Raw genomic sequence first — 24839 nt, 5'->3', positions numbered from 1 at the left:
AGAAGGACGACGCCGCCGTTTGACTGTGTTTATTTCACCTTATCGAGATAATCACGTTGGAATTCTTCAGCAGCCTTAGTCAAAATCTCCAGTGGATCTGCGTTTTTGTCCGTTAGGACGGTTTGCAGTACAATATCCAGCTTCTGGTACAATTCCTGAGCGTTGACCGGCTCTTCTGCCCGCATGCCTTTACTGCCGTTGTCCATATAATCACGGAACAAATCCAAGTTTACATTGTTGTATTTGTCGAGAATCTTCTGTTCTTCACCGATCCGTTTCTCATCTGTCCAAATCCGCAGTCCGTAAGGGCCTACGATCAGCCCCTGATCACTCAGTGTCTTCTTCTCGATATCCCAGCCGGTCAAAGCCTCCTCTGAGGATTCCGGTGTGAATCCGTAGGTTTTTAGCCATTTGAATCCAGCATCAATCTGCTCAGGTGTTACATTAGGCGAGAACATATATAGACCACCGCCGAGCAGGGTTACAGGTTTACCGATCGGTCCGACTGGAAGTGCGGACATTGCCACATTATCTTTAGACATTTTAGTCTGCTGCTGGATGACTGGAGACCAGTCATTCGTGCCGAAGCTCATTGCGACTTGATCAGTTCCGAACAAGCGGAACATATCATTCGTAACATCCACCAGATTATTGTCCGGCAGTACATCATATTTCCACTTCAAGTCTTTCACATATTGCAGTGCTGCCGCTGCTTCTGGAGAATTGAACACCGCTTGCCATTTGCCATCTACCTGTTTTTCGAATTCCGCGCCGTAAGCCCAGGCAATATTCATGAACATCCAACCGCCCTGGCCACTTTTTGTTGGTAGGAACATTCCCGCCTTACCAGTCTTTTGCTTGATGATCTGCGCGGTTTCTGCCAGCTCATCATATGTCTTAGGGAACTTTGGTATGCCTTTATCGTCCAACAAACCAGCTTCCTTGAAGAGATTCATATTGTAGAGCATGCCGATGACGTATCCGTCCTTCGGAATCCCGTAATATTTTCCGTCTTTAGTAACCATCTTAAGCAGATCTGGATTGATCGCCTGATCATAGCCATATTTTTTCATAGTATCCGTTATATCAGCTGCGTAATTTGCCTTGATAATTTTGCTTGTTTCTGTAAAAAAGGTCTCGTAAACCGTTGGAAGCTGACCGCTGGCCGCTTTAGGCAGGAAAGAGCTGACGTCATAACCCCATTCATCCTTGTCCACAATGATATCCGGAAAATTAGCTTTCATCTTCGCCATAACCTGCTCATACTGGGCGATTTTGGCTTCCTCATTCGGCTTCGGCCAGTTACTGACCTTGATCGTCACCTGTTTGTTGCTCGCTTCCTCCGTATTCCCTCCAGCATTCTCCTCTTTGGAGCCTCCGCAACCAGCCAGACCGGCCGTAAGAAGTAGCGTTAGCGCCAGTGTAGCTGTAACTTTTTTGGTGTGTTCAATTCTCAATGTAATTCCCCCTAGTCTTATTGTTAAAGCATTCTTCACAACATGTAAAGCGCTTTCTTTTGAATCTGAAATCATCTTACCACGCACCTTCTGCAGCACCCTACGGGGCAAAACTGTGAAATGGTTTGTGATCGGGTGATGTTACCCTTTAATACTTCCACCAAAGGATTGCCCGTTCATAATGTACTTTTGGAAAAAAATAAACAGGATAATCGGCGGCAGGATCGCAAACGTCAGCGCAATAAACTGAATGTCCTGCGGCAAAGTTGCTTTCAGATTGTAGATGGCCACAATGACCGACCAGGTCGATTTATCTTTCAACACCATAAAAGGCCAGAAGAAGTCCTGCCAGACACTGTTCATCGTTAGTATCGTAATTGTGGCCATAACTGGTCCGCTAAGGGGGAGGATCACCCGGATAAAGATGCCGATGGTGCTCGCTCCGTCAATTTTGGCCGCTTCCAGCAGCGCCTGTGGGATAGTATCAAAAAAGTTCTTGAAGATCAGAATTACCACTGGATTCACGGCAGCCATAAACCACATCGGCCAGTAGGTATTGGTCAGATTCAAGTGCAGCAGTGGAAAATCAATCAGGTTTTTGAACAGCGGCACCATACCGACTGTATTCGGAACCATCATGGTCCACACGATCAGGGCAAACAGCAGTGCACTCCCTCGAGGCTTCAGCTTGGAAAAAAAATATCCTGCCAGCCCGTTAAACGTAAGGCAGAACAGTACAGAACCAAGGGCTAAGTAAGCCGTGTTCAGATAATAACTGAGAAAGTTAAATTCCTGCCAGGTCTCCCATAGCTTGCCAACATTGAATGAGCGAGGGATCAGGGTGGGCGGGATCGCATAGAACTCTTTGATGTCTTTAAGACTCGAGACCATAATCCAGACCGGAGGCAGAATACAGACGGCGGCCAGCACAATCATCAGAAAGAACATGCACCAGTACAGAACGCGCACCCAAGGTGATCTATATTCTATATTGCCGATAATACCAAATGCTTCTTTTGTTTTCATAGCTTCTACTCCCTGTTCAATTTCTTATCCAGCCGGAAATAAATAATAGTTAGCACCATCAGAACAAGAAAAGTAATAACCCCCAGCGCCATGGAATGCCCTGCTTCAAAACTTCGGAACGCATAATAATAGCTTTGCAGCATCAACGTCATCGAGGCATTGTTTGGCCCACCCTCGGTCATGACCAGAGGCTCGTTGAAAATCTGGAATACACCGCTAATCTGCAAAATCATCATCAATCCGATCATGCTGGAGATTTGCGGAATGGTGATGCTTTTAAATCTCCGCCATACATTCGCACCATCGATGGAAGCCGCTTCGTACAGATCATGATTAATGCTTTGCAGACTGGCTAGATAGAGCAGCACCGTTCCCCCAAAATTCCGCCAGGTAATCGTGAAGATAATAAGCATAATCGTCATGTCCGGGTCCTGAAGCCACTGCTGCACCGGGAATCCCAGAGCACTCAGCATAATATTCAGCACGCCGCCCTTCCCAGGCTCAAACAGAAACATCCATAACATCGAGGCAGCAATGCCGGGAACCATGCTCGGAAAAAAGACCGAAAAGCGGAAAAACGATTTCCCATGCCTGAGCTCATTGATCACAACTGCGACTATAATGGGTACAGCAAAACCGATCAGCAGCGACCAGAACACATATACAAAAGAGTTGGTCAGTGTCTGCTGAAACGCTGAGTTCTGTATCACATCCTTGTAATTCTGCAGTCCGGCAAAGCTTACGGCATTATAACCCTCTGTATTGAAAAAAGAGAGCACAATGCCCTTGACCAGCGGCTGCCAGGAAAAAAAGAAAAAGGCAAACAGCGTAGGGACAATTAATATCCAAGATGACCAATCTCTAAATAGACGCCGCACAGGATAACCTTTCTTTTTCTTAGTCATTAAAGGATTTAGTTCAGTGGTTTTTCCAATCATGCTCCTGTCCTTCCTTCCTCCCGAAGCCAAGAATTCACTCCGGTCAGGCGTTGTATAGTTGTTATATTTAAATGATAGCGCTTCCTACAAAACCTCGAAATCCGGTAACCCTGCGAAAGCGTTTGTAAAGCTACTTATTTTGCTGGTAAGCATTTATGCGAGAAATATAAGAGATTGAGTATGGTATGAAACTTATACTTTCTTATATTTCAAAAAAAAGCGATGTACGCACCGGAATGGTCGTACACCGCTTATGTTCATGGTATGACATTTTGTTTAGGCCTCACTTAGCCCTGAGCTAATGCATAGGACGGCTGCTTCCGCTCGAAATGCTTCGCTCGCCGGATTGGGCTGCTCCTCCAAAATGCGGAGTACCGCCTGCGGCTCCACGCCGGGCTGCGGCACACGGGATGGAGATACTACGTTCCAGTCCTGTTCACCCTTGAGCCTGTAAGATAACTCATAGAGATAATAACCCGTATGCTGCCCGTCAGCGAGTTGACTTACCCCATCCTGCCACGAGCAGAGTTCAAGAGGATGCTGTTTGTCAGCTAAAACACCGGACGCGAGGGTGATGCACTCATTACGGACTACCTGCTGCTTCTGTTCCCAAGCCTGCTGATCTAGGATTCCCAGCTCTAGGCGGTATTCCATTCCCGGCTCTCCATAAAGAGTCCAAGCCACTGGACTACCCACCGCTACGAACTTCGGTGCCTCCAGAAAAACTGGCTGATGAACCGGAACAAAACGTTCCGTCTGCTCCCACTCGCCCGCTTCTGGACTGCGTCTGCGATAATGCATCGTACCAGCGAATTCAAGCTCCTGATCCTGTAGTAGAGCTTTTAGACATAGCGCTGCCTGCTCGTAAAGGTCCGTGCAGTTGTTATGCCCGAAGCGGTAGCCGATCTCATGGCGAAGTGGAATGCCGCGACTCCGGATCAAGGCCGCGAAGGCAAAGCTGAATCGGCTGAGGGTAAAGGCATCATGCGTGCCGTGGTTTATCAGTAGCTTAGTGCCGCTCGCTTTAAGGCCGTCTAGGAAGAAATCGGATTCCAGTCCGGTCGTTTCCCGCAGACTTGCAGAGTCACCAGCTCCCGTAAGAGTCTGTAGCAGAGTCTCGATACCTGATCTTCCGGTCTGAGGATGCCGCCAGTCCTTCTTCCAGATATCCCAGTAACCGGTGTCCACCTCTGCCACGTGCCAGATCAACGGGCATGCCCCTTCCGCAAACTCACGAGTAAGCCCGTTCAGAATTAGCGGAGGTGCATAACACAATGTGTACCGCACCCGGTACGGCAGCCTTAGAGGATTGCCTCCCGCCAGCAACGCGGTCAGCCCACCGCGTGAGCCACCCACGGCCACAACCTGCTCCGCATCACCACCATAGCTATCTTGGCCTCTGGCAATTGCCGCCCCAATGCCGGCGTAAATGGAGCCTTGCAGGGAGCGGCTGCCGATGTAACCTCCGCCGTTCCAGAGAACACCAACAACACCTTTGCCTGTGCTGGCCAGAGTCTTTCCGATGATCTCCAGAAATGAGGGACCTACAGTGCTGAAGGTATTTTCATTGGCATCATAATAACCGTTGAATAACAGCGGATAGCCCTTAACGTTTTTCGCACTCCAATTGGGGGGCAAAATATAGGACGCAAGGCTATGCTGACCATTCTTCGTAACTAACAGACTGCCGCTAATGAGCTGAAACACAGGCGCATTGCTTAAAAGAGCCCCATCGTCAGCGGATTCATTACGGTAGACCACCGGATACCCGAAGGTCTTAAGGATACGGTCGCTCAAGGAGATGGCAACTAAATCATCTACTGCATAGAGACTGTAGCGGTCACCAATATAGCGTTCAAATTGCGGGGTTTTAAGTTCTTTATCCCCTTCGTTACTGCCGAACAACTGATAATCTTCGGTATTGTATACATAAGGGCTATCTGGATCGTTATTATAGAGCCGTACATGCTCAGCTACAACCTTCTCTCCAGCTTCGTCCATCCGCAGGGTCCCGATGCCGTCGGTCCCACCATAACGGAAGCCGCCTTTCCCCTCAGCAGCACTGTTATCCCAGTGTGACACTACTGGAAGCGTATTGATCAGTAACGGACTGACCAATACGAACACTCCTTCCTCTGAATTCTGGGTTCCTTCCGCGTTCTCAGCCTCGACTGTATCCTCTCGCAGGGTTGACCAACCGGCTTTGTGATAAGTTACTTCACCGCTCCGCAAGCAGGCCAGCAGTAGTTCTGCATCGTGCATTTTTAAGTAATCGGCCACAGCCCTAGTAACGGGTAGAGCAATGGGTTCAGATCCGCCACTCAGAATAAAACGACTTAGCGGAACGTATTTTCCCGGTACAAAACACAATGATTTACTCATAAATTCCTTTTCCTCCATCTGCTGGTATCGTATCGCCATGTGCTGTCAGAAACGAGCAAAATTTAATTTCTGGCAGACCGTCGGTACTACAGTAATTCTCCCCAGCCAGAAATCCTCCCGACAGTTTCGGTGTGCAAGTAACCGTCACCGTCCTTTTTTCTCCTGGAAAAAGGGTGAGGAACTGTTCTTCTGCTTCCATCCAGTAGCGGTTCCCCTTCTCCTCTGCATGTACATGTAACAGTACTTCACTACCAGTATTATGGAGAGTGAAGTGAGCTTGCTGACTTATCTTTCCTACACCAGTAGGTTGCCATAAGCTTTCCTGCCGCACCAGAAGGTTGCCGCCTGTAAGATCAAGCGCTGGGGCATAAAGATGTTGGTTAGCGGTAGAGAACACATATAAATTTTGCTGCAGCGCTCCTTCAAATTCCCGGAATGATAATCTGATAAAATATAATAGATCCTCATGCTTAGGCACGCTGAAATTTAGCTCCCCAACACAGACAGCACGCTCTTTGTCTCCTTCTGCCTCAAAGGATTGCCGATGTAGGACTCGGCCCGCTGCATCGAGTACTTCTGCATCAACCTTTACCTTGCCTCCATCCACACCATGCACGAATACATTTCCATGAAATCTAGTACCAGGCGTTAAAAGTAGGCTGCGATAATCTAGCGAAGCATGCTGCGGACGGAAGGCTTGTTTCACCCAGTGGTAGGCCATTTTAGTTTCACCATAATAATCTACAAGATTGGTGCAAGACACATTCGGCCATGGCTCGTTGAACTGCCAGACAATGCTGCCGCTGTTCCGGAATTTGCGGCGACGGTTAGCCTCCAGCACGAAGCGGATTCCTTCTGCCTGCATCCATTGGCTGCAAGCAGAGAACTGCTTCAAATTATTCATGCTACCGAACATTTCCTCTTCACGGCTTAGCGTATCCCACCACTCCCCGTGATGTCTCCATACCGCGCTGTTCTCCATCGAGACAGGCTGCTGGTTGGCTTCATTCAGAAATTTCTCTAGGCTTTTGAGAGAACTCAGACCGTCTACTCCAAATTCGCTATGCAGCAGATTATCGTTACTGCCATATAATTCGTAGTGATAGGGGTTGCCCATATACTTCCAGTAGCCATGAACATCATACCCCTGGCCCTTGGCTTCAGTAATATACTCCACCGGACCAGATGCCGAGGTCGGCAGAAAGAGCCGCTGCGGATCATACTGCTCTACCAGCCCCTTTAGCATCGCCAGATTGGAATCACTGAGGTCTGAAGGCTTGTTCGGTTCACTCATTAATTCATTTCCACCGCTCCATACCGTTAGTGATACATGATTGCGTTTGTCGCAGAGTGCGGTGCAAGCCGTCTTACGCAGCAGTTCCAGGAACTCTGGCTGCTTGGATGGAATATTATCAATGCCAGAACTCGATTGGATGAACTCCTGCCAGACCATAATGCCGTTTACATCACATAAATCGTAAAACGCTTTCTTCTCAATGATTCCACCGCCCCATACCCGAACGAGATTGATATGTGCCGCTTTCATTAGATGGATCATTTGCTGATACTGTTCGACCGTCACATTTCCGTAGAGATGATCCAAGGGTGTCATATTTACCCCTTTTATATAAATCTTGCACCCGTTGATCACAACCGTATAAGGTAGCGCGTTGTCGGGGCTTCCTTCATTAAGGATATAATTAAGTTTGCGGATGCCTGTCTGTAAGCTTCGTGTATCGAGCTCTATATCGTCTTCGTCCATTAGCTTCAACTCAAGGCTGTAGAGCGGTTGTTCTCCGTAACCGTTTGGATACCATAGCTGAGGTTCAGGTATTTCGAGCTCCGCGTTCACAACTCCTCCCGCAAGAACAGAGTACGTCTGAACCAGCAGCGGATTCCCCTTCGGATCAGAACAAGTAATGCTCGCTGTCAGCCTCCCTGTATGTTCAGGACCAGCCATCTGTTTGATGCTTGCCTGAATAGAAATTCGACCAGACACCTGCCCGTCATTCTCACCAAGCTCTGCATCTGTAGTGATCGACACGTCTTGCCAAGAACAATCCCGGTGAACCCTCAGTACCACATCATCCCAGATTCCGACGTTAACTAACCTGGTGGAGAAATCCCATTTATAATTAAAACGGCTCTTCTGCGTGAAAGTGGCCGAGGTTTTGCCGATTTGCCCCATTTCATCCGGTGCCTGCTTCAGTAGCACTGAGATTTCCAGACCCTCCCGCTCCGAGAGGAGATCTGTAACATCAAATACAGCCGGCTCGAACATTCCCTTATGTTCACCCAACAGGATATTGTCGGCGTAAACAGCTGCTTCATAGTCTAGCCCCTGAAAGACCAGTTCAACTCGGGATGCCTTCAGCTCAAGATGTTTCAAAGTCGTGCGGTAAACCCACCAACGGTTCTCTACCCATTCACAGCTTAAGCTGTTCAACTCTTCATAAGGATTGCTAATCCAGCCCTGTCTGTAGAGATCATAATGAACTCCACCCGGCACAGTAGCTGGCATCCAGTCTGTAACTCCCATCAATTCCTGCCCCAGCTCCATGCTGGTGCCCTTTAACGGCACCCAAGGCCAGTACCCTTTGACTTCCCACTTTAGATCGTTCAATAAAATTTGTTTCATGTCTTCTCCCGTTCCCCCAAATCCTGCTTAATTTGGCGCTGTTCATGACTAAGAACGGCTCTGGCGCCATCGGTTAATGCGCTTACAATTCTATTCATCCAGCTTCATTACCAATGATAGCATCGGGTTATCATTTTCGTAGGTCCCTAACCCTGTGAAATCGTTTGTTAATCTGCGCAGTTGCAGATAAATACAAACAACCATTCTAGAAACAAGCCGTTTGTAGAACGCGAAAAAGGAGTTCCCTCAAGCCGTGAAGGGCCACTGGGGATCTCCTTTGCTTTTTGTTTGGTTTGAGATTCAAGAACTCCTGCAACGATGTATCACCTATCGGACTGAGATGACCCTAAGCGCAGTATTATTACACTTTTGGAATGCTAACGGACCCTATAGTCGCTATTCGCATAAAAAACTCTGTAATTGAGCCTCTTTCTGAGCAATAGGTTCACTGGAGTCCGAAACTCTCACAAGCTAGAGGATGATTACACTGTTGAAGTTGAAGTCTGCTCCCTAACTAGCACAAAAAGAGCAGCGGTTCTCTCGTGACTTAGAGAATCGCTGCTCTGCTGTTAAACGGTCCATCGTATATAAAGAAGCACTGTCCCTGTGTTCTGTACATCCATATGAAATACAATGAAGAGTCTTAGCAACCCCCTACTTGATTAACTCAAGAAGCTCGTTAACAGTTGCTTTGTATTGTGGTTTGAACGCTGCGGATATCATGTAACCCGCAAGGCTTGATAAGAACTGTCTTCCTTCAGGCGTATCGCTTACCTTGTCTGCATCTAAAGCGCACACTAGTAAGTTGCCTGCTCCTACGCTGCATTCCACGAGGAAACTAAGCTTATGATTTCTTTCAAAATTGTCGATGGTCTGCACCACGGGATTCCAACTGCGATCAGCTTCATCCATGATAATGGATTTTGAGTGCTGAACGATATTCCACCATGGATAGGTTGAATACTCCTCGCTAGGGAACTCGTGGAATACAGGATGGCTGTTATCAATTAACAGCCCCATGGTACCCACAGGAACTGGCCGGTTCATGCTCTCTGAGATAGAGCGGAACATTGGGTAACACCAGAAATCTGTGCAGTAATAACCCTCGACAGCATTTTGGAGAGTTTCCGGTTTCGGCATCAGCAGCACGCTCTCACCTTGCTCCAGCAGTGCAAGCGCATCACTAGACAGCTTGTCGAATACATGGATGCCTTCCAGCATATTGCCGCTCTTTTCTGGGTAAATCCATAGATCGTAGCTCTTACGAATATCTGTCCCCTGTATCGAGAGAGACAATACGTTTGTACTCATCCGGTCAACTACAGGCAGCGTTATTTCCAAATCGCAGATATCGATGTAATTCGTTCCTGCAGGAACGTTCACCTCGGTTGTCCCTTCTGCCAAAATACCGTTATCCACAGTTAGTTCCCAACGTAATTCAAGTGTATCTGGCATCCCGCTGCGGAAGCAGCTTAGCTCTACATGAGCATCGAACGGTTCACCCGAGACATAGTTATACTTAGGAAATCTCGCCAGCAGAACGGCATCATTACAGAAGGTTCGCCATTCCTCAGGGCTAATCATTCCTTTGGAATCCATAAAGGCGTCGAGGACACCTACTAATGCTGTTCCCTGACCGCTGAAATCCTGGAGATCCAGGAGCTGGAAGCCGGCAAGCCGCCGGGAGCAGAATGCCGCCTCGAGTTCCTCTTTGTAACAGGCTACGGCCAGCTGCCCTGAACATTCGAAGTATTTAGCCGCTAAATGCCCCAGTCCCTTACTTTCCAAGCGTTCACGGAAAATTTTGAAATTCTCGGCCTTGAGTGGTCCATTGTATTTTTCGATCTCTTCAAAATTTGGATAGGCTGCGTATTGTCCAATCTCATGCGAAACAACAGGAATATGCGGTATCCATTCTCCGGAAGCCTCATCTGCCTTCACGGTCTTAGCTTCGGTACCATACTGAATCTGGATCTCACCGCCAGCTGTATCTTCCATCTTCTCTCCATTCAAGAGATCCAAAGGTACGATCTGATCATCATAATCCTTCATTGTACTCGGCAAGGCAGTCTGTACATGTCCTAGTGGTGCATCACACATGGCATAAGAACCTCTGAACAGTCGGTCTCTGGAGAAGCGCACCCCACTGAAGAAATCGTCATGTTCCAGAATTTCCGGTACCCATTGGTGGTTATTGGAGCCCTGTGTATAGAGAATCCGATTATCGAACGCTTTATAGTCTTTCAGGAAAGAATCAATCTTAGCTTTACTGCCCCATAACTCATTACCAAGGGACATCATCACGAAGGAGGGATGATTGCCGAAGGCCTGGAGAATGGCATAACCCTCACTGATCAGATAATCCTGCTCTGCTTGATTATGGCCATCATCGGTTTTTTCCGTGATTGTACCCCAGAATGGAAGTTCTGGTTGCATATAGATCCCAAGCATATCCGCAGCGGTAAATGCAGCCTCCGGTGGACAGCAGGTATGGAAGCGATAATGATTGATACCGTAGGACTTGGAAATGCCAAGGATTCTTACCCATTCCTCGACATCAGTTGGGGCATAGCCGGTGAGCGGGAAGATCAGGCCGTCATGTTTGCCGCGGAGAAAGGTTTTCTCTCCGTTGATTGTAAACTTGTCGCCCTCCGCTCGGAATTCCTTCAAACCAAAGATAAGCTCCTGTTGGTCAGTAATATGTCCATCCCTGTCTTTCAAAACAAGAGTTATATTATAAAGATTGGGAGCGCCTTCACTCCAGAGCAACGCGTTTTGTCCTAGCACATAATCGACGGAAAAAAGCCCCGGTGAAACAGGAAACTCACGCTCGTCCACCGCGTGTGTCTCTTCACTATTGAAGCTTTGGGCAGACACCGCAAGCGTAGTTTCACTGTTGCTGTCCAAAATTGCTGTAATACGAACCGTACGTTCAGTCAGATTCGACTCCAGTCGGATATTAGTAAGCTGCGATTCCCCATAGAACTGAAGCTCCATACGACCGGTAATTCCATTCCAGTTGGTCTGGGTATCCTGTGAAGTCAAATGTCCGCCTTTGGTTGGGTAATCGATATTGTCCACACGGACGGTGATTGTATGAATTCCAGCTTGTAGCTTCGGCAATTCATATATATGCGGGGTGTTCAGACTATTACGGCTACCGATCTCCGTATTGTCCAGCCAAAGCGTCGTAAGTCTCGTCCGTTCCAAAAATAGATAGCAGGCCTTACCGGCCAGCTCATCCGGAATGAATACCTCTCTTGCGAACCAGACTTGCCCTTCAAACAAATATTCATCGGTTAGAGCGCTTACTAAAACTTCCTCGTTCTTTGGTCCTTTACGTGCGTATGACGTTGTTCCCGGCAGTGTGATAACATCTGTAAAAGGCAAGGTTAGTCCCTGTTTTGTCTCATCCAATTGCAACTTCCATTCGCCTTCTAGGTTGATCTTTGTCTGCAAAATATCACTCCTATTATGGTAATCACTGAACTCTAGCAGTATAATGCTCTACTATGTAAAGCTTAGCATATTAAGCCAGATAATTCAGTAGAGTGGTTAACACTCATTTGAATGACGACAGGTCTAATCTTCCAATATAGCCGTAGCATGAATGTGCCTGATGACAAGATTTAATAGTAATTTCAGAACAATAAAAAAAGCCGCAATGAGCGGCTTTTGAATATAATTTATTACACATTCTCCAGCATGAAATTCCCAATTTCAATCAAACTATCTTCCGCTTGCGGTGTGACGCCCACCTGATCGGCAAAGCCGTGAGAAAGTCCTTTGTACCGTACCGTTTTCACTTTGACACCCGACTCCTTCAGCTTTAAGGCATATGCATCATCCTCGATTCGCAGAAAGTCATATTCGCCAAACAAAATAATGGTAGGCGGCATCCCTTTCAGATCTCCTCGCAGCGGGCTCACATGAGGGATTGTATCATCGGACACGCCCAAATATTCGCCTAAGCCCACAGTTCCTAAACCACCGCTCAACAAATTCAGTATAGAACGAATCTCTTTATCCTGAGACGGGGATATTTCATAAACATCTCTGCGCTGCATATGTTCCTGCATACCTGCTGCGTCCACGCTTGGATATAGTAGTGCCTGTGCCTTTACCATCTGCGTTCCTTCATCCCGATCTTTCATTGCGCATACCGTGGCTAAATTCCCACCTGCGGAATCACCGGAAATACAGATGCGATTCGGATCACCATTAAATTCTTCGGCGTGAGCATATATCCATTTCAACACGGTATAACAGTCGTCGAGCCCAGCGGGGTATGGGTTCTCCGGAGCTAAGCGGTAATCAACCTGAATCGATACACAGCCCGTATTTGCAACCACAAGCTTGCACATCTCCTCTACTACTTCGGGTCCTCCTGCTACGAAACCGCCTCCGTGGATGTAATAGAACACTGGCTGCAACTCTCCACTCTTCTTCTGCGAAGTGTAAATTCGCACTGGGACAGCAACATCACCGTTTTGAACGGTAGCATGCCTCACATCAACACCTTCAGTAATCGGAATGCTGTTCACGCCATTCATCATCTTGCGCATTTGAGCTGCACTTTTTTGGATATTTTTCTTTCGGCTGCCTTTCAACATCATCTTAACCAGCATTCCCTTGAAGCCTTTTAGGATTGACTCCATACTTTGATAAAAGCGAGGATCCAGCACACCAGGCTCATCGGTTTCAGGAATAGGCTTAATCAGGATATCCAGTCCATTTTCATTAATTACATGTTGCCTTTCTAGCATCGATGTAAGAAGCTGTTGCGAATATTTACGTTCCATGATGATTACTCCTTTTCGAATGTTGTATGGTAAAATTATTTGCGGCGATTTGTATTGGTTGCCATAACTCAATTATAGGTTTGGGTTTGCAGAAAAAATATCGCATTATTTCTTTTGTTATATCCTTCTTTTATCATTATTATTGAAAGCGATTTCAAAAATGATGTTGAGAGCAAAAATACAATATAAAAAACAAAAAAGGACAACACTAAAGTCATCCTTGTTATACTATTCTCTATTTAACGTGTTAATCTAATCACTTGTACCTCATGTGGTTGTACAACAGCATTTACCACAAAATTTGCTGTCACCTGCAGCGAACGCATTTGAAATAACGGCAGGGACCGACCTTCAAGATAAGACCATTCCTCTGGACGCATGTCCTTAGGTGCCCCCATATTCAACCATTCATCAAAGGCGCTTCCCCCAGCCGGACCTACTGAATACCTTCGCTCTGTATAAACACCCGGCGTTAAGCCGTCTAGACGAATGTGATACTGACGGGTATTGCGTATATTGAACACGTTGTAACGTTCGGTTTGAGTCAAGTGAGTGGTATGACGGTAGCGATATAGAGTATCATAATGACAATAATTATATAGGAATATCTGTATTTCACCTTTCGAGGAAGTTATAAAATACCCATCACCTTCAGCTATCAGACCGCTTCCTGCATAACGCAACAATTGCAGCGCCCGATAACAGCTTTTGGGCAAACCTCCGCGAGTGAATAAACCAAACCCGCCATGAAAAAGATCCGACGAAGGAACAATTTCCTCCATATGGTCACTGAGCGACCAGTATCCCATAGCCTCAAAGTGGTCGTAATTCTCCAGAATATTTTTGAAAAGAAAAGCAGATTTGTAGGAGGTATCATTACACAAATCACGCTGCCATATGTTATTACTCCACTCTTCAAGAATCACAGGCAGACTAGCGAAACCACGTTGACGCAACAGCTTTTTGACCTTATGTAACGCGTGTTTCATAAACTGTTCATCGCCGCTTACCGCAAGTGGAAAAGCTTCATCCTCTGCCATGAGCTGAAGACCAGTGTCTTCCTGACCCGGTAAGATGCTGTGATAAGCACGTAGAGCCAGAGAGTCGGGCAAACAATTCCCCTTACTGCAAGACACTAGGAATTCGCTGATAAAATTACTAGAATCAATGTTGCTTCCTGGACCAACAATATGTAGCTGCGGATCGATAGCACGGATGGCGTGGCTGGTTTCACGGTAAAGCACCCAGTATTCTTCCATGGTAAACACACCATATCCTGAGAACTCTGGACTCACGAAAGGAGCAAACCTCCATTCCCGCACGGACTCAATCCCATACCGATCAATGAAATGCCTAATAAGGGAAGTCACAAGGTCGAGCCATTTGTCAAGATGCTCAGGCATAGAAAGGATGCTTGGCCTCTTAAATGGAAACACGGCTTCCCTCGCTAATGCAGAAGGCATATAACTAAATTCAACATAAGGCTTTAACTCCACTGAAAGCATGAAATCCATTACCTCATCTACATAAACAAAGTTATAATCTGCGCTACCAGACATTTTCCTGACATACAGCATCATGTCATCGTCTAACAGACCTTTGCAGCGCATATAGCGAAAGCCAATCTCCTTTTGCAGCTTTCGTATTTGCGCCTGTACCGCGCCATTCAACAGATCCTTGGCGTAACCTGCATTAATCAACGTCCGCCAGTTATGACTCAGCATCCGAATCTTACGGCCAGTGTCCACTTGAAGATCATATCCCTCATTGACCTGAGGTTGGACAATGGAGTTCTCGTTGTGATGCAAATGCCGCATTAGTGAAGTGAAATCGGTCGAAAATCCCGCTGTGAACATTCTGTTCTCCTGTGGATCTGTCGCATCATGCTCATTTACTAGACGGTATTGCCCTGGTGTAACACCAAAGCGCCGTTTGAAGGCGTCGATCAAAGCGTTGGTACTTGGAAATCCAACTTCTGAGGCGATGTCCGTGATCGTTCTTTCACTACGAAGAAGTGCCACTGCCTGACTCAGTCTGACATTTGTAAGGTAGGCAGTAAAAGTAAGGCCAAGCTGTTTCTGAAATAAATGGGACAGGTAGGAGCTACTTAAATAGATAGTAGAGGCTAGTCCACTCAGAGTAATATTTTCCCGATAATGTCGGTGGAGATAGTCGGTTGCTTTGCGCAATCTTTCCTTACTTGAGGATTTGGAGGGATCCTTCTGCTTGTTCTGCTCAAGAAAAGTATGCACTAGACTGTTCAGCAGTACACCTACACGACTACGCATTAGTATAGGTAAACGAGATTCGTTTTTGTAATAGGCCTGGAATACACTGGCGAACTCACTTCGGATTACATTAAAGCGAGCTTGTTCGTCCTTAGGGTATAGAAAAGACTTACACTCTATAATTATACTTTCAATCTCAGGACAAAAAGCTGCCAAAAATGCCGGCGAGATAAACAGCGATAGCGCCTTGCCCGAACCTTTCATATTTAAAGCGTGCAGTTGGTAGCTATTCAATACAATAATGTCATCCTGCTGAACTTCATAGGTAAACTGATTGTCATCCAACTGTAGTACCCCAGTTCCCTGCAAGATGTACATTACCTCAAGTTCTTGATGCCAGGAAGCGATAGCGTCTTCAGGGAGATTAATTGAAAACCTGAAATCCGAGGCTATCAATGTATTTTCTTGCATACCTAACCTCCTATTCTTAATCTTAATAGAGCCTTGCCTCATCCAAAATCCTATCATATAAACCCATGAAATCAAGTTTACTGTCTTATTGATAACGAAGGTTCAGGTTGTTTTTAGTGTCTTTTTTACAATCAATATAAAAAGCACCAGACTAATAAACCCAGATATAGCACAAGTAATAAATACCATCTGATATCCCATAAGCTGTGAAACAAATCCAAGTAGTATAGCTCCTAAACCAATTCCTAAATCAAAAGCAGTAAAGAATGTAGCGTTCGCTACACCTCTTTTCGCTGGTGGGGCTAATCGAATCATCGCTACTTGAAGCGCTGGTTGAGCTGATCCGAATCCAATTCCGTACAAAATAGCTGTAATAACCACTCCAGCAATTCCTTTAGTCATTGTTAGGACGAATAGTGCGACTATCAATATGAAAAGAGCAGGTACAATAATGACCCCTTCCCCATACTTATCGGATATCTTCCCTGTAAGTGGTCTAATTACTGTAAGTGTGACTGCATACACTAAGAAAAAAGTACCCGTGTTAACTTCAATATTTGCCGCAAACAGTGGTAAAAAAGTTGTAATACCACCAAAAGTAAATGATAAGAAAAATGTAACGATAGCGATAGGTAAAACTGTTTTTTCATAAAATGATATTGGTTTTTTTGATGTGTTTTGAACTGTTGGAATTTTTGCACCAAATCCAAGTATGAATGCAATCAAAGCTAATGCTGTGCATAGAAGAAATAGGTAATGAAATGAATAAGATTTTGTTACCCAAAGACCAATGATTGGTCCTAACGCCATTCCTAATGTCATTGCTAGTCCATACCATCCCATTCCTTCTCCACGACGAGATTGTGGAATAACATCAGTCACAGCCGTTCCTATCGAAGTTGTAGCAACTGCCCAGCTGACTCCATGAAGGATACGTAATATTACTAAAAATATAATGCCTGTTACCCAATCATAAAAATACATGGTTATAGCAAAAAATAGTAATCCGCTTATTATAAATGCACGTCGACCAAACCGATCCATTAATCCTCCAATAATAGGACGAAAAATTACTGCCGATATTGTAAACACTCCAATTATAAATCCAACTTGAGATTCACTTCCACCTAGTTGTTTGATAAACATAGGCAATGTTGGCATTAGTAAATAAAATCCACTAAATAGTAATAAAGCTGTAAGGGTCAGCATGATATAGTTTTTTGTCCATAAACGTTCCATTGTAATGTAATCCTTCTTTCTATCGACTTTACGTACTCCCCAAAAATATTGAAATAGGCGAATAAAAAAGCAGCACCACCGCTATAAAAGTGTTGGTACTGCCATATATAGACTGATACACGCTTGGTTAATTAGAACGTCCTTGATACTTTAACAGCTTTTTCAAGCCCTGCGACAATAATCTCTTCTGCCTTATCAGGGAATTGGCTGTGTCCTTCAATGATAATAGTCTCTATATTTTTCACACCAAAGAAGTTCATCATACTTGTTACATATTTAACAGCCATCTCTAAATCAACTTTTGGTCCCTCAGAATACACACCACCACTTGCGTTTAATAACACTATTTTTTTATTCCCAATAAGCCCTACTGGACCTTCTGGCGTATATTTAAATGTTTTGCCTGCGCGGTTTAAGTAATCAATATATGTGTGTAGTACAGCTGGGATGGTTAAATTCCATAAAGGGAACCCAATTACGACTTTATCAGCTGCAAGGAATGGATCTAAATACTTATCAGCAACAGCTACTGCTTTTGCTTCTTCTACTGTTAAATCTAATCCTCTACTAGACTTAAATGTTCCGTTAATCATATCTGCACCTACGTAAGGCAATTCCTCATTGTATAAATCCAGCTCTACTACAGTGTCATTTGGATGTGATTCTTTATAGCTCGCTAAAAAAGCCTCAAATAATCTAACACTTACCGACTGATCTGCTGGTCGATTGTTTGCTTTTACAAATAAAACTGTTGTCATTCCTTGTTCCTCCTGATGTGCACTCTTATGTTGTTTATAATATTTTTTTGAAGCTATACTCCATTTCTCCAGCCATAGCTTCAGGAGTATCACCAGTTACTCTGTAATCATGTGTATAAATTTGTTCGAACGTTCCAAAGTTCACTTGTTTATAAAATTCAAAACAAGGAAATCCATCATGTGCTCCTTGCATATTGACAGTACCATCCTTTTGAATATGAACTATTAAAAGATAGTCAACTGGAGGTGCAAATGCATTTAATGGATTGCTAGCACTTGCACTCATTTGAAACCTAACGTCTTCAGAGCCCCACACAATATCAGTGCACAAAATACCTTCTGTAGTAGCTTTTCCTGTTTTTTTATTAACAGAACCATCTGGAGTAGTGACTCTTTCTGTTGTAATACCAGTATTTGCATATGTGAAAATATCTTTTTTGTAAAAATCTACAACTACTTCTTGTTCCACTCTGGAGCGCATAGCGTTGACAGCATAGGGTGTAAATTCACGTGAGTCACCTTCAAAATGGATTACGTTTCCTGTTGCTTCATCCTTCCTAGGATCAGTCCACGGTGTTGGAATAAATACACTTGCTCTAACTTTAACAATATTAGTCATGAGAACCCTCCATAATTTATTAATTTTGTTTCAGTGATTCCTATTTCTTTCACAACAAAAATTATAGTCAACTTGATTGACCACTTTTCGCATAGTACAATGTATTTCGTACAAAGTCAACTAAGTTGACTTTATTTAAGGAGGTTTTATGTATGACTCAGGAAGTCTTTAGTGAATTGGATCTGACAACACTTTTATCATTATCCTTTAGTACATCAATTAATGAACTACATGATAGATTGCGTGAATTAGGATTTGCAGATATTAGACCTGTACATGGTTTTATGTTTAAGTGTATTGCTCCAAACGGAGCAACAGGTATAGAATTAGCCGAATATTTAGGAATTACGAAGCAAGCTGTAAGTAAAATGGTAGATTATCTTGAGAAAAGTGGTTATGTAATTCGCGAAAATCATCCCACTGACAAGAGAGGAAAAATCATTGTTTTGACTGAGCGAGGTTGGTTAGCAGTGAAAGCAAAAGAGGAAATACTAACTGAGATTGAGCAACGTTGGATTGAAATCATAGGTACTGAACGACTGCAAATGCTCAAAGATGATTTAACAACACTTGTATATAAAGCAAATGAAGATAAATCTACTATGAGATCAAGACCTGTCTGGTAAGTGTATGGTGAAGATTTAGTCTATGCTGCGATTCATCAAACCAAAAAGGGTAGAAGACTTAAAGATCTGTCTTCTACCCTTTTTGAAAGCTGATTATCTGCAGCGTACATTTAGTATTTGATTCTGGGAAATTACTACTCTAAATACCCTTTGACTAAGCCCAGTGGCAATGGCTTGGGCTGCTCGCAGCTGGTTACCAGTTGAGCATATTGCTTAGAGTCGGAACTTGTATGGAATGCATGCATGATCTCAAGTACGTGATTGGCGAGTTCTCCGTTTGCACGAGGAGTCTCCCCCGTGTCGATGCAGTGTGCCATATCTGCTACTCCTATGCCTCTACTATTATCTGCATAATTGTAGATAAGTGGGATCTCTTGGAATTCCGAGCTGTGTGCCGGGCGTAAAAGGATCGGCCCTCCAAAGTTGTTAGGGTCCGGTACGATCAAGGTTCCTTGCGATCCGTAGATTTCGATCCTCGGTAAAGTACTGTGCCAAACATCAAAGCTGGTAATCATGGTTGCCACAGCGCCACTGTCAAACTCAATCGTTCCAGCAACATGTGTGGGCACCTCTACATCAATGACTTTGCCAAACTTTTTGTCGCTCGTGATCGTTCTATGAGCAAAGGAGGTTTTAGTGATGCCGCATACTGTTTTAGCTGGGCCTAGCAAAGATACTAACGCAGTTAGATAGTAGGGTCCCATGTCAAACATGGGTCCTCCACCGGCTTTATAATAAAATTCTGGATCAGGATGCCAGCTTTCATGTCCATGACAAAGCATAAAGGCAGTTGCTGCCACCGGCTCCCCGATATAACCATCCGCAATCAGCTTACTGCAGGTTTGCAGGCCGCCTCCAAGGAAAGTATCTGGTGCGCAGCCAAGGAACAGGTTCTTTTCCTTCGCCAGACGAACTAGCTCAGTGCCATTTTCAAGGGAAAGGGATAAGGGCTTCTCCACATACACATGCTTGCCAGCTAGCAAGGCTTGCTTGCACACGTCAAAATGAAAATTAGGCGTTGTTAGATTAACGACTATTTCAATCTCTTCCGAAGCAACTAATTGTTCTGTCGTCCATACATGAGGAACGCCATATTTCTCCGCCGCTTGCTCTGCACGACCTTTATCCAAGTCGGAACAAGCATAAACCTCAGTATTAACGAAAGTCCCGTTCAAATTTTCAAAATAAATGCTGCTGATGTTTCCGCAGCCGACTATACCTACCTTCACTTTGCGCAAGATCATTCCCACCTTATCTCAGTTTTAGTTAGCCGCCCACAAAAAGCCTTTTCGCATCAGTTCCTTGGCTTCCGGTATATCGAAAACGTCTGCATGATGGCCAAGTGAATTATAGAAAACCTTCCCTTTTCCCCATTTCTTCGTATATACAACGGGCATCGTGATGACACCATTTGCTGAATGCTCACCCTCACTCATTACAAACGTAGTTGTTGCCAAGACATCCACTGCAGGATCTACATGTAAATAATATTGTTCCGATTTCACCTTGAAGTCTTGGATGCCCTCCACAATGGGACTGGAGCCAGAATGTATGATATTAACTTCATACTCTACCCCATCGTTAAATGGATGTGCTACCCATTGTGATCCGGTCAAAAATTGCCACTCTGTATTGTTACGGAAAGAGTCGCACATCCCTCCATGACAACCGGCAATTCCTACTCCAGAAGCTACTGCCTTCAGAACTGAGGATACCTGATCATTACTGATTTCTCCCATGGTCCATACCGGTACAATAAGGCTTAAATCCGTAAGCTTCTCTGCACTGTTGAAGCTCTCCAGCGTATCAGACACTTCAACTTCAAAGCCTTCAGCCTCTAGAATGCCAGCAAAAATTGCGGCTACTTCATTTGGTTCATGCCCATCCCATCCACCTTTTACAATCAATGCTTTCTTCGTCATCCTGCAATCTCCTTTTCCTTTATATATGTAATCAACCTTTCGTCCATCTGATGAAATTGTAATCCAGATCAGAGAGGTGTGCTCGCCATTTCACTTGTAGGAATGGTCATTTTTTGCTAAGTTTTAGAGATGAACTTAAAATTCAAACCACATGAACAGGAGATCTCATGAAAGCCTTCCACGAAAATAGAACTTACCATTCGACTTTCCCCTTCACTGTCATAATGTCTAATGATATTGATTTTTTAGCCCACTGGCATAACGATCTTGAGATAGTCTATGTATTTGAAGGTTCAATTCGGATGGGAATCAACTCCGAAACGAGGATCTTGAAAGCGGGAGATATGGCTATATGCAGCAGCGGAGACATCCACTACTATGACAGTAAAGACAGCAGCTCCAAGATAATGATGGTGATATTCAATCCTTCATTAATCGGTTTTCCTGGTGGATGGCCTTTGAATGTGAGGCTGACTTCCCCATTTATGGAGAAACGAATAGCAACACGAGAAGAAGAAGTCCGTATCAACAACCGTCTTTCTCTGATCCTGCAGGAACTTATGGACGAATATAATCAGAAGCTGGAATATCATGAACAGGTAATCATTGGCCTTTTGCACGAGTGGAGCGGACTCATTTTACGGCATGTTCCCTTGGATAAGATTAATCCACAGAAAGATAAAAGGCGCATCACTAACATGAAGATTATGCAAGGGGTTCTTGAATACCTCGACGTCAACTACATGCATCCCATCACACTTGCTGACGCCGCAAGGCAAGCCAATATGAGCCTCTTTTATTTCTCCCGCTTCTTCAAGAGTCTTTCGGGTATGAGCTATATTGCATACCTTAGCAACATCCGAGTCAACCAAGCAGAACAGCTGCTGCTGACCACAGACAAATCCATTTTAGATATCGCACTGGAATGCGGTTTCACTAATATCCGTACCTTTAACAGAGTATTTAAACAGATTAAACAACGGACTCCAAGTGAATTACGTTAAAAGATACATGGTCCGTTATCTTATTTAGCAAACAAAAAACCGATGATCTTTTGGTTTAGATCATCGGCTTTATTTTAATATTCGGATGCACAAAGACGGCGAAAAGGTCTACGTTTAAGTGACAACTTACCCAGTCCTCATTACTGAGCTCCAACTATTGGATGAGGAACATACAACTCTTCAAGGAATGAAATTTCTTCAGGTGATAATTTCACCGATAGAGCATCTACTGAATCTTCGAGCTGAGCAATTTTCGTCGCGCCCACAATTGGAGCAGCTACAGAAGCTTTTTGCAACAGCCATGCAAGTGCGATATGAGTACGTGGTATGCCTCGTTTCTCTGCTAACGACGCTACTCGCTCAACAATTAATCGATCTACATCAGCGGTTGAATCATACTTTGATTTTTGAATGAGATCGGTTTCGGATCTGCGTGTTGTTTCCGACCAATCGCGAATCAATCTTCCTGATGCCAGAGGACTATAAGGAGTTACCGCAATTTTTTGATCCTGACAAAGCGGCATCATTTCCCTTTCCTCTTCTCGGTAGATGAGATTAAGGTGATTTTGCATGGATACAAAGCGAGTCCAGCTATTTTTCTCGGCCACATGTAATGCTTTTTGGAATTGCCAAGCATACATAGCAGACGCACCGATATATCTAGCCTTTCCAGACTTCACCACATCATGCAAGGCCTCCATGGTTTCTTCAATGGGTGTGTTATAATCCCAGCGGTGAATGATATAGAGATCCACATAATCGGTCCCAAGTCTCTTCAAACTGTTATCTATTTCGCTCATAATAGCTTTTCGAGAAAGCCCACCACCATTAGGACCTGGACGCATCTGGCCCCAGACCTTCGTGGCAAGTACAATTTCATCCCGATTCGCATAGTCCTTAAGCGCACGTCCGATAATCTCTTCACTGGAACCACTTGCGTAAATATTAGCTGTATCAAAAAAATTGATGCCAAGCTCAAGCGCTCTTTTAATGATAGGACGACTGTTCTCCTCATCGAGCACCCATTGGTGCCCTCCAGGCAGCACTTTTCCAAAGCTCATACAACCAAGGCAAATCCGAGAGACGTCCATTCCCGTATTTCCAAATTTGATATATTCCATAAAGCAAGCCTCCATTTCTATGTTTAGATGAGTTTTAGTTCTTACAGAGCTTCAAACCATTCATCCTCGACAGCTTCAAACCATTCTGTTTCGCCTGGAGTCATAGCCAAATGAACGAACCAACTATCCTTTGTCGCGCCATGCCAATGTCTCACATTAGCTGGAATGTTGACCACTTCACCTATTTCGAGCAATTGAGCAGGTTTTCCTTCTTCCTGATACCAGCCATTTCCACCAGTGACTAACAGAACTTGTCCAACCTGATGAGCATGCCAGTTATTGCGTGCGCCTGGAGCAAAGGTTACATTACCAATTGCGGTATTAAGCGGCTTCGGATCTGTAAACACCATTTGCAAATAAGCGTCACCCGTAAAGTTTGCTTTAACCTTTTCCCCTAAAGGAAAAATAGTGCTGCTACTAAGTTGTTCATTTTTCATCGTTGATTCCTACTTTCTGCCTATAGTTAATGTTTATTAGAGCCCTGCGATCCTCTTACTCTCCCGCTGGAAAATCAGTAGAAGCTGCCAGTTCAGTCTGCTTCTCATAGTCGGCAACACGAGCTTTGAGGGTCGAAATCGTGCTTGCCAGTGCATGAGATCCAAGTATCATTCGTATCGGTGCCGGTTCTAATTCAACACTTTCTATGATTCGGGCAGCCATCCGCACAGGATCTCCAGGAGCTAAACTCTTAGAAGCGTCCAGCATGTTCAAAAAGTTATGTGCTGGGTTGCCTTCGTATTCTGTCATGAGTTTCGTTACCTGTGCGCTCCCATAACGGAACTCGGTACGGGCTCCTCCCGGCTCCACCAATGTAATACCGATGTTAAAAGCTTCAACCTCCTGAGCAACGGACTCACAAAAGCCCTCTATCCCAAACTTGATCGCATGGTACATCGAATTTCCTGGTAAGGCGACCTGCCCGCCATAGGAGGAGATCTGAATAATACGTCCACCACCCTGAGTGCGTAAATGCGGGAGAGCTGAACGAATAAGCTGGATGGACCCCGTTAGATTCGTGGCAATGATATGATTAACCTCGTCGTCAGAGAGTTCTTCTGCAGCCCCGAAAAGTCCATAACCAGCATTGCTTATGATAACGTCGATTCGTCCAAACTTTTCAAAAGATCTATCGACAAGATTTCGAATGGCAGGAAAATCGGTCACATCTAGAATCTCGCAACTGAAGGTTTCGGGATACTTCTCAATGAGGTCAGCGACCTTGCTTTTTTTACGAACAGTACCGATAACCTTATTGCCCTTTTCAAGAAGCTGACTCGTCATCTCATAACCAAAACCACTGCTCACACCGGTGATAAGCCATGTGCGATTGTTCATAATCATTTCCTCCTAAACTTCTTATTCCGATTTTGCTGCTGGAATACTTAGCACGTGAGTAGTTGTGACGAATATTTAATGCGCATAATTACAATAATGATCACATGTCTATTATTATAATCAGATTAAATTTGGTGCCAATTGTTAATTTGATGCGATTTGTACATTAATAAACAAAACCATCGAAGTTGTTTATTTCCTACTGCGTATTCGCGATTCTTTTATATGAATTTATAAACAGAGGTCCCATTGATGAGCTCGTTATAGTATGTT

General features: G+C 44.6%; 18 protein-coding genes. 2 read left to right on the top strand and 16 right to left on the bottom strand.

The genetic code is table 11. The features are described from left to right. Positions 1–29: 29 nt before the first annotated feature. The 11 genes from PAENI_RS13725 to PAENI_RS13675 all read right to left on the bottom strand — a co-directional run bounded on the left by PAENI_RS13725 (position 30) and on the right by PAENI_RS13675 (position 18558). The gene (locus tag PAENI_RS13725; RefSeq protein ID WP_149645650.1) at positions 30–1457 is read right to left on the bottom strand and encodes an ABC transporter substrate-binding protein; all 1428 of its coding nucleotides are present in this window, start codon (positions 1455–1457) and stop codon (positions 30–32) included. Between the two features lie 141 nt (positions 1458–1598). After that, on the bottom strand, positions 1599–2426 hold the full coding sequence (locus tag PAENI_RS13720; RefSeq protein WP_223178945.1) for a carbohydrate ABC transporter permease: 828 nt from the start codon (positions 2424–2426) through the stop codon (positions 1599–1601). A gap of 62 nt (positions 2427–2488) precedes the next feature. Next, positions 2489–3421, bottom strand: a complete 933-nt coding sequence (locus tag PAENI_RS13715; RefSeq protein WP_218640913.1) for a carbohydrate ABC transporter permease — start codon at positions 3419–3421, stop codon at positions 2489–2491. 276 nt (positions 3422–3697) lie between these two features. Then, complete coding sequence (locus PAENI_RS13710; protein ID WP_149645648.1) at positions 3698–5803, bottom strand: dienelactone hydrolase family protein; 2106 nt, start codon at positions 5801–5803, stop codon at positions 3698–3700. Next, the gene (locus tag PAENI_RS13705) at positions 5796–8441 is read right to left on the bottom strand and encodes a glycoside hydrolase family 2 protein (protein ID WP_149645647.1); all 2646 of its coding nucleotides are present in this window, start codon (positions 8439–8441) and stop codon (positions 5796–5798) included. The genes PAENI_RS13710 and PAENI_RS13705 overlap by 8 nt, the downstream gene beginning before the upstream one ends. 654 nt (positions 8442–9095) lie before the next feature. Continuing rightward, a complete protein-coding gene (locus tag PAENI_RS13700; RefSeq protein ID WP_149645646.1) occupies positions 9096–11900 on the bottom strand; it encodes a glycoside hydrolase family 2 TIM barrel-domain containing protein in 2805 nt (934 codons plus the stop codon). Positions 11901–12130: 230 nt separating this feature from the next. Further along, positions 12131–13243, bottom strand: coding sequence for an alpha/beta hydrolase (locus PAENI_RS13695; protein WP_149645645.1), 1113 nt, complete (start codon positions 13241–13243; stop codon positions 12131–12133). A gap of 239 nt (positions 13244–13482) precedes the next feature. Then, complete coding sequence (locus tag PAENI_RS13690) at positions 13483–15942, bottom strand: GH39 family glycosyl hydrolase (RefSeq protein ID WP_188114558.1); 2460 nt, start codon at positions 15940–15942, stop codon at positions 13483–13485. Between the two features lie 102 nt (positions 15943–16044). Continuing rightward, positions 16045–17181 (bottom strand): MFS transporter, encoded by a 1137-nt coding sequence (locus PAENI_RS13685; RefSeq protein ID WP_149645643.1) that lies wholly within the window; start codon positions 17179–17181, stop codon positions 16045–16047. Between the two features lie 131 nt (positions 17182–17312). Beyond that, positions 17313–17939: an FMN-dependent NADH-azoreductase gene (locus tag PAENI_RS13680; protein WP_149645642.1), complete on the bottom strand. Its 627-nt coding sequence runs from the start codon at positions 17937–17939 to the stop codon at positions 17313–17315. Positions 17940–17973: 34 nt separating this feature from the next. Continuing rightward, entirely contained in the window at positions 17974–18558 is a 585-nt protein-coding gene (locus tag PAENI_RS13675; protein WP_149645641.1) for a DUF3238 domain-containing protein, read from the bottom strand. A gap of 152 nt (positions 18559–18710) precedes the next feature. Here PAENI_RS13675 and PAENI_RS13670 point away from each other — a divergent pair, with 152 nt between their 5' ends. Continuing rightward, a complete protein-coding gene (locus PAENI_RS13670; RefSeq protein ID WP_076286766.1) occupies positions 18711–19184 on the top strand; it encodes a MarR family winged helix-turn-helix transcriptional regulator in 474 nt (157 codons plus the stop codon). A gap of 134 nt (positions 19185–19318) precedes the next feature. Here PAENI_RS13670 and PAENI_RS13665 read toward each other — a convergent pair whose 3' ends face one another. Then, the gene (locus PAENI_RS13665) at positions 19319–20422 is read right to left on the bottom strand and encodes a Gfo/Idh/MocA family protein (protein WP_188114557.1); all 1104 of its coding nucleotides are present in this window, start codon (positions 20420–20422) and stop codon (positions 19319–19321) included. A 24-nt stretch (positions 20423–20446) separates the two neighbouring features. After that, on the bottom strand, positions 20447–21106 hold the full coding sequence (locus tag PAENI_RS13660; RefSeq protein ID WP_149645640.1) for a ThuA domain-containing protein: 660 nt from the start codon (positions 21104–21106) through the stop codon (positions 20447–20449). 224 nt (positions 21107–21330) lie between these two features. Here PAENI_RS13660 and PAENI_RS13655 point away from each other — a divergent pair, with 224 nt between their 5' ends. Then, complete coding sequence (locus PAENI_RS13655) at positions 21331–22110, top strand: AraC family transcriptional regulator (RefSeq protein ID WP_223178944.1); 780 nt, start codon at positions 21331–21333, stop codon at positions 22108–22110. Positions 22111–22250: 140 nt separating this feature from the next. On the opposite strand, the gene PAENI_RS13650 is transcribed toward PAENI_RS13655, so the two are convergent. From PAENI_RS13650 to PAENI_RS13640, 3 genes are read right to left on the bottom strand one after another with little or no spacing between them, the layout of a single operon-like run. Continuing rightward, positions 22251–23231, bottom strand: a complete 981-nt coding sequence (locus PAENI_RS13650) for an aldo/keto reductase (protein WP_149645639.1) — start codon at positions 23229–23231, stop codon at positions 22251–22253. Between the two features lie 41 nt (positions 23232–23272). Beyond that, positions 23273–23668: a cupin domain-containing protein gene (locus tag PAENI_RS13645; RefSeq protein ID WP_149645638.1), complete on the bottom strand. Its 396-nt coding sequence runs from the start codon at positions 23666–23668 to the stop codon at positions 23273–23275. 55 nt (positions 23669–23723) lie between these two features. Beyond that, positions 23724–24566, bottom strand: coding sequence for an SDR family oxidoreductase (locus PAENI_RS13640; RefSeq protein ID WP_149645637.1), 843 nt, complete (start codon positions 24564–24566; stop codon positions 23724–23726). Positions 24567–24839: the final 273 nt, after the last annotated feature.

Origin of the sequence: Paenibacillus sp. B2(2019), from assembly GCF_008370385.1 — a bacterium.
Taxonomy (GTDB): domain Bacteria; phylum Bacillota; class Bacilli; order Paenibacillales; family Paenibacillaceae; genus Paenibacillus_AQ.
Note: the sequence above shows the minus strand (reverse complement) of the source record. Positions and strands in the feature narration are given on the sequence as shown.

Coding starts and splice junctions, on each gene's coding strand:
- PAENI_RS13690 (WP_188114558.1), bottom strand. CDS start 15,942: ATGCAAGAAAATACATTGATAGCCTCGGATTTCAGGTTTTCAATTAAT.
- PAENI_RS13695 (WP_149645645.1), bottom strand. CDS start 13,243: ATGGAACGTAAATATTCGCAACAGCTTCTTACATCGATGCTAGAAAGG.
- PAENI_RS13675 (WP_149645641.1), bottom strand. CDS start 18,558: ATGACTAATATTGTTAAAGTTAGAGCAAGTGTATTTATTCCAACACCG.
- PAENI_RS13685 (WP_149645643.1), bottom strand. CDS start 17,181: ATGGAACGTTTATGGACAAAAAACTATATCATGCTGACCCTTACAGCT.
- PAENI_RS13655 (WP_223178944.1), top strand. CDS start 21,331: ATGTCTAATGATATTGATTTTTTAGCCCACTGGCATAACGATCTTGAG.
- PAENI_RS13715 (WP_218640913.1), bottom strand. CDS start 3,421: ATGATTGGAAAAACCACTGAACTAAATCCTTTAATGACTAAGAAAAAG.
- PAENI_RS13650 (WP_149645639.1), bottom strand. CDS start 23,231: ATGGAATATATCAAATTTGGAAATACGGGAATGGACGTCTCTCGGATT.
- PAENI_RS13660 (WP_149645640.1), bottom strand. CDS start 21,106: ATGACGAAGAAAGCATTGATTGTAAAAGGTGGATGGGATGGGCATGAA.
- PAENI_RS13640 (WP_149645637.1), bottom strand. CDS start 24,566: ATGAACAATCGCACATGGCTTATCACCGGTGTGAGCAGTGGTTTTGGT.
- PAENI_RS13710 (WP_149645648.1), bottom strand. CDS start 5,803: ATGAGTAAATCATTGTGTTTTGTACCGGGAAAATACGTTCCGCTAAGT.
- PAENI_RS13680 (WP_149645642.1), bottom strand. CDS start 17,939: ATGACAACAGTTTTATTTGTAAAAGCAAACAATCGACCAGCAGATCAG.
- PAENI_RS13670 (WP_076286766.1), top strand. CDS start 18,711: ATGACTCAGGAAGTCTTTAGTGAATTGGATCTGACAACACTTTTATCA.
- PAENI_RS13705 (WP_149645647.1), bottom strand. CDS start 8,441: ATGAAACAAATTTTATTGAACGATCTAAAGTGGGAAGTCAAAGGGTAC.
- PAENI_RS13645 (WP_149645638.1), bottom strand. CDS start 23,668: ATGAAAAATGAACAACTTAGTAGCAGCACTATTTTTCCTTTAGGGGAA.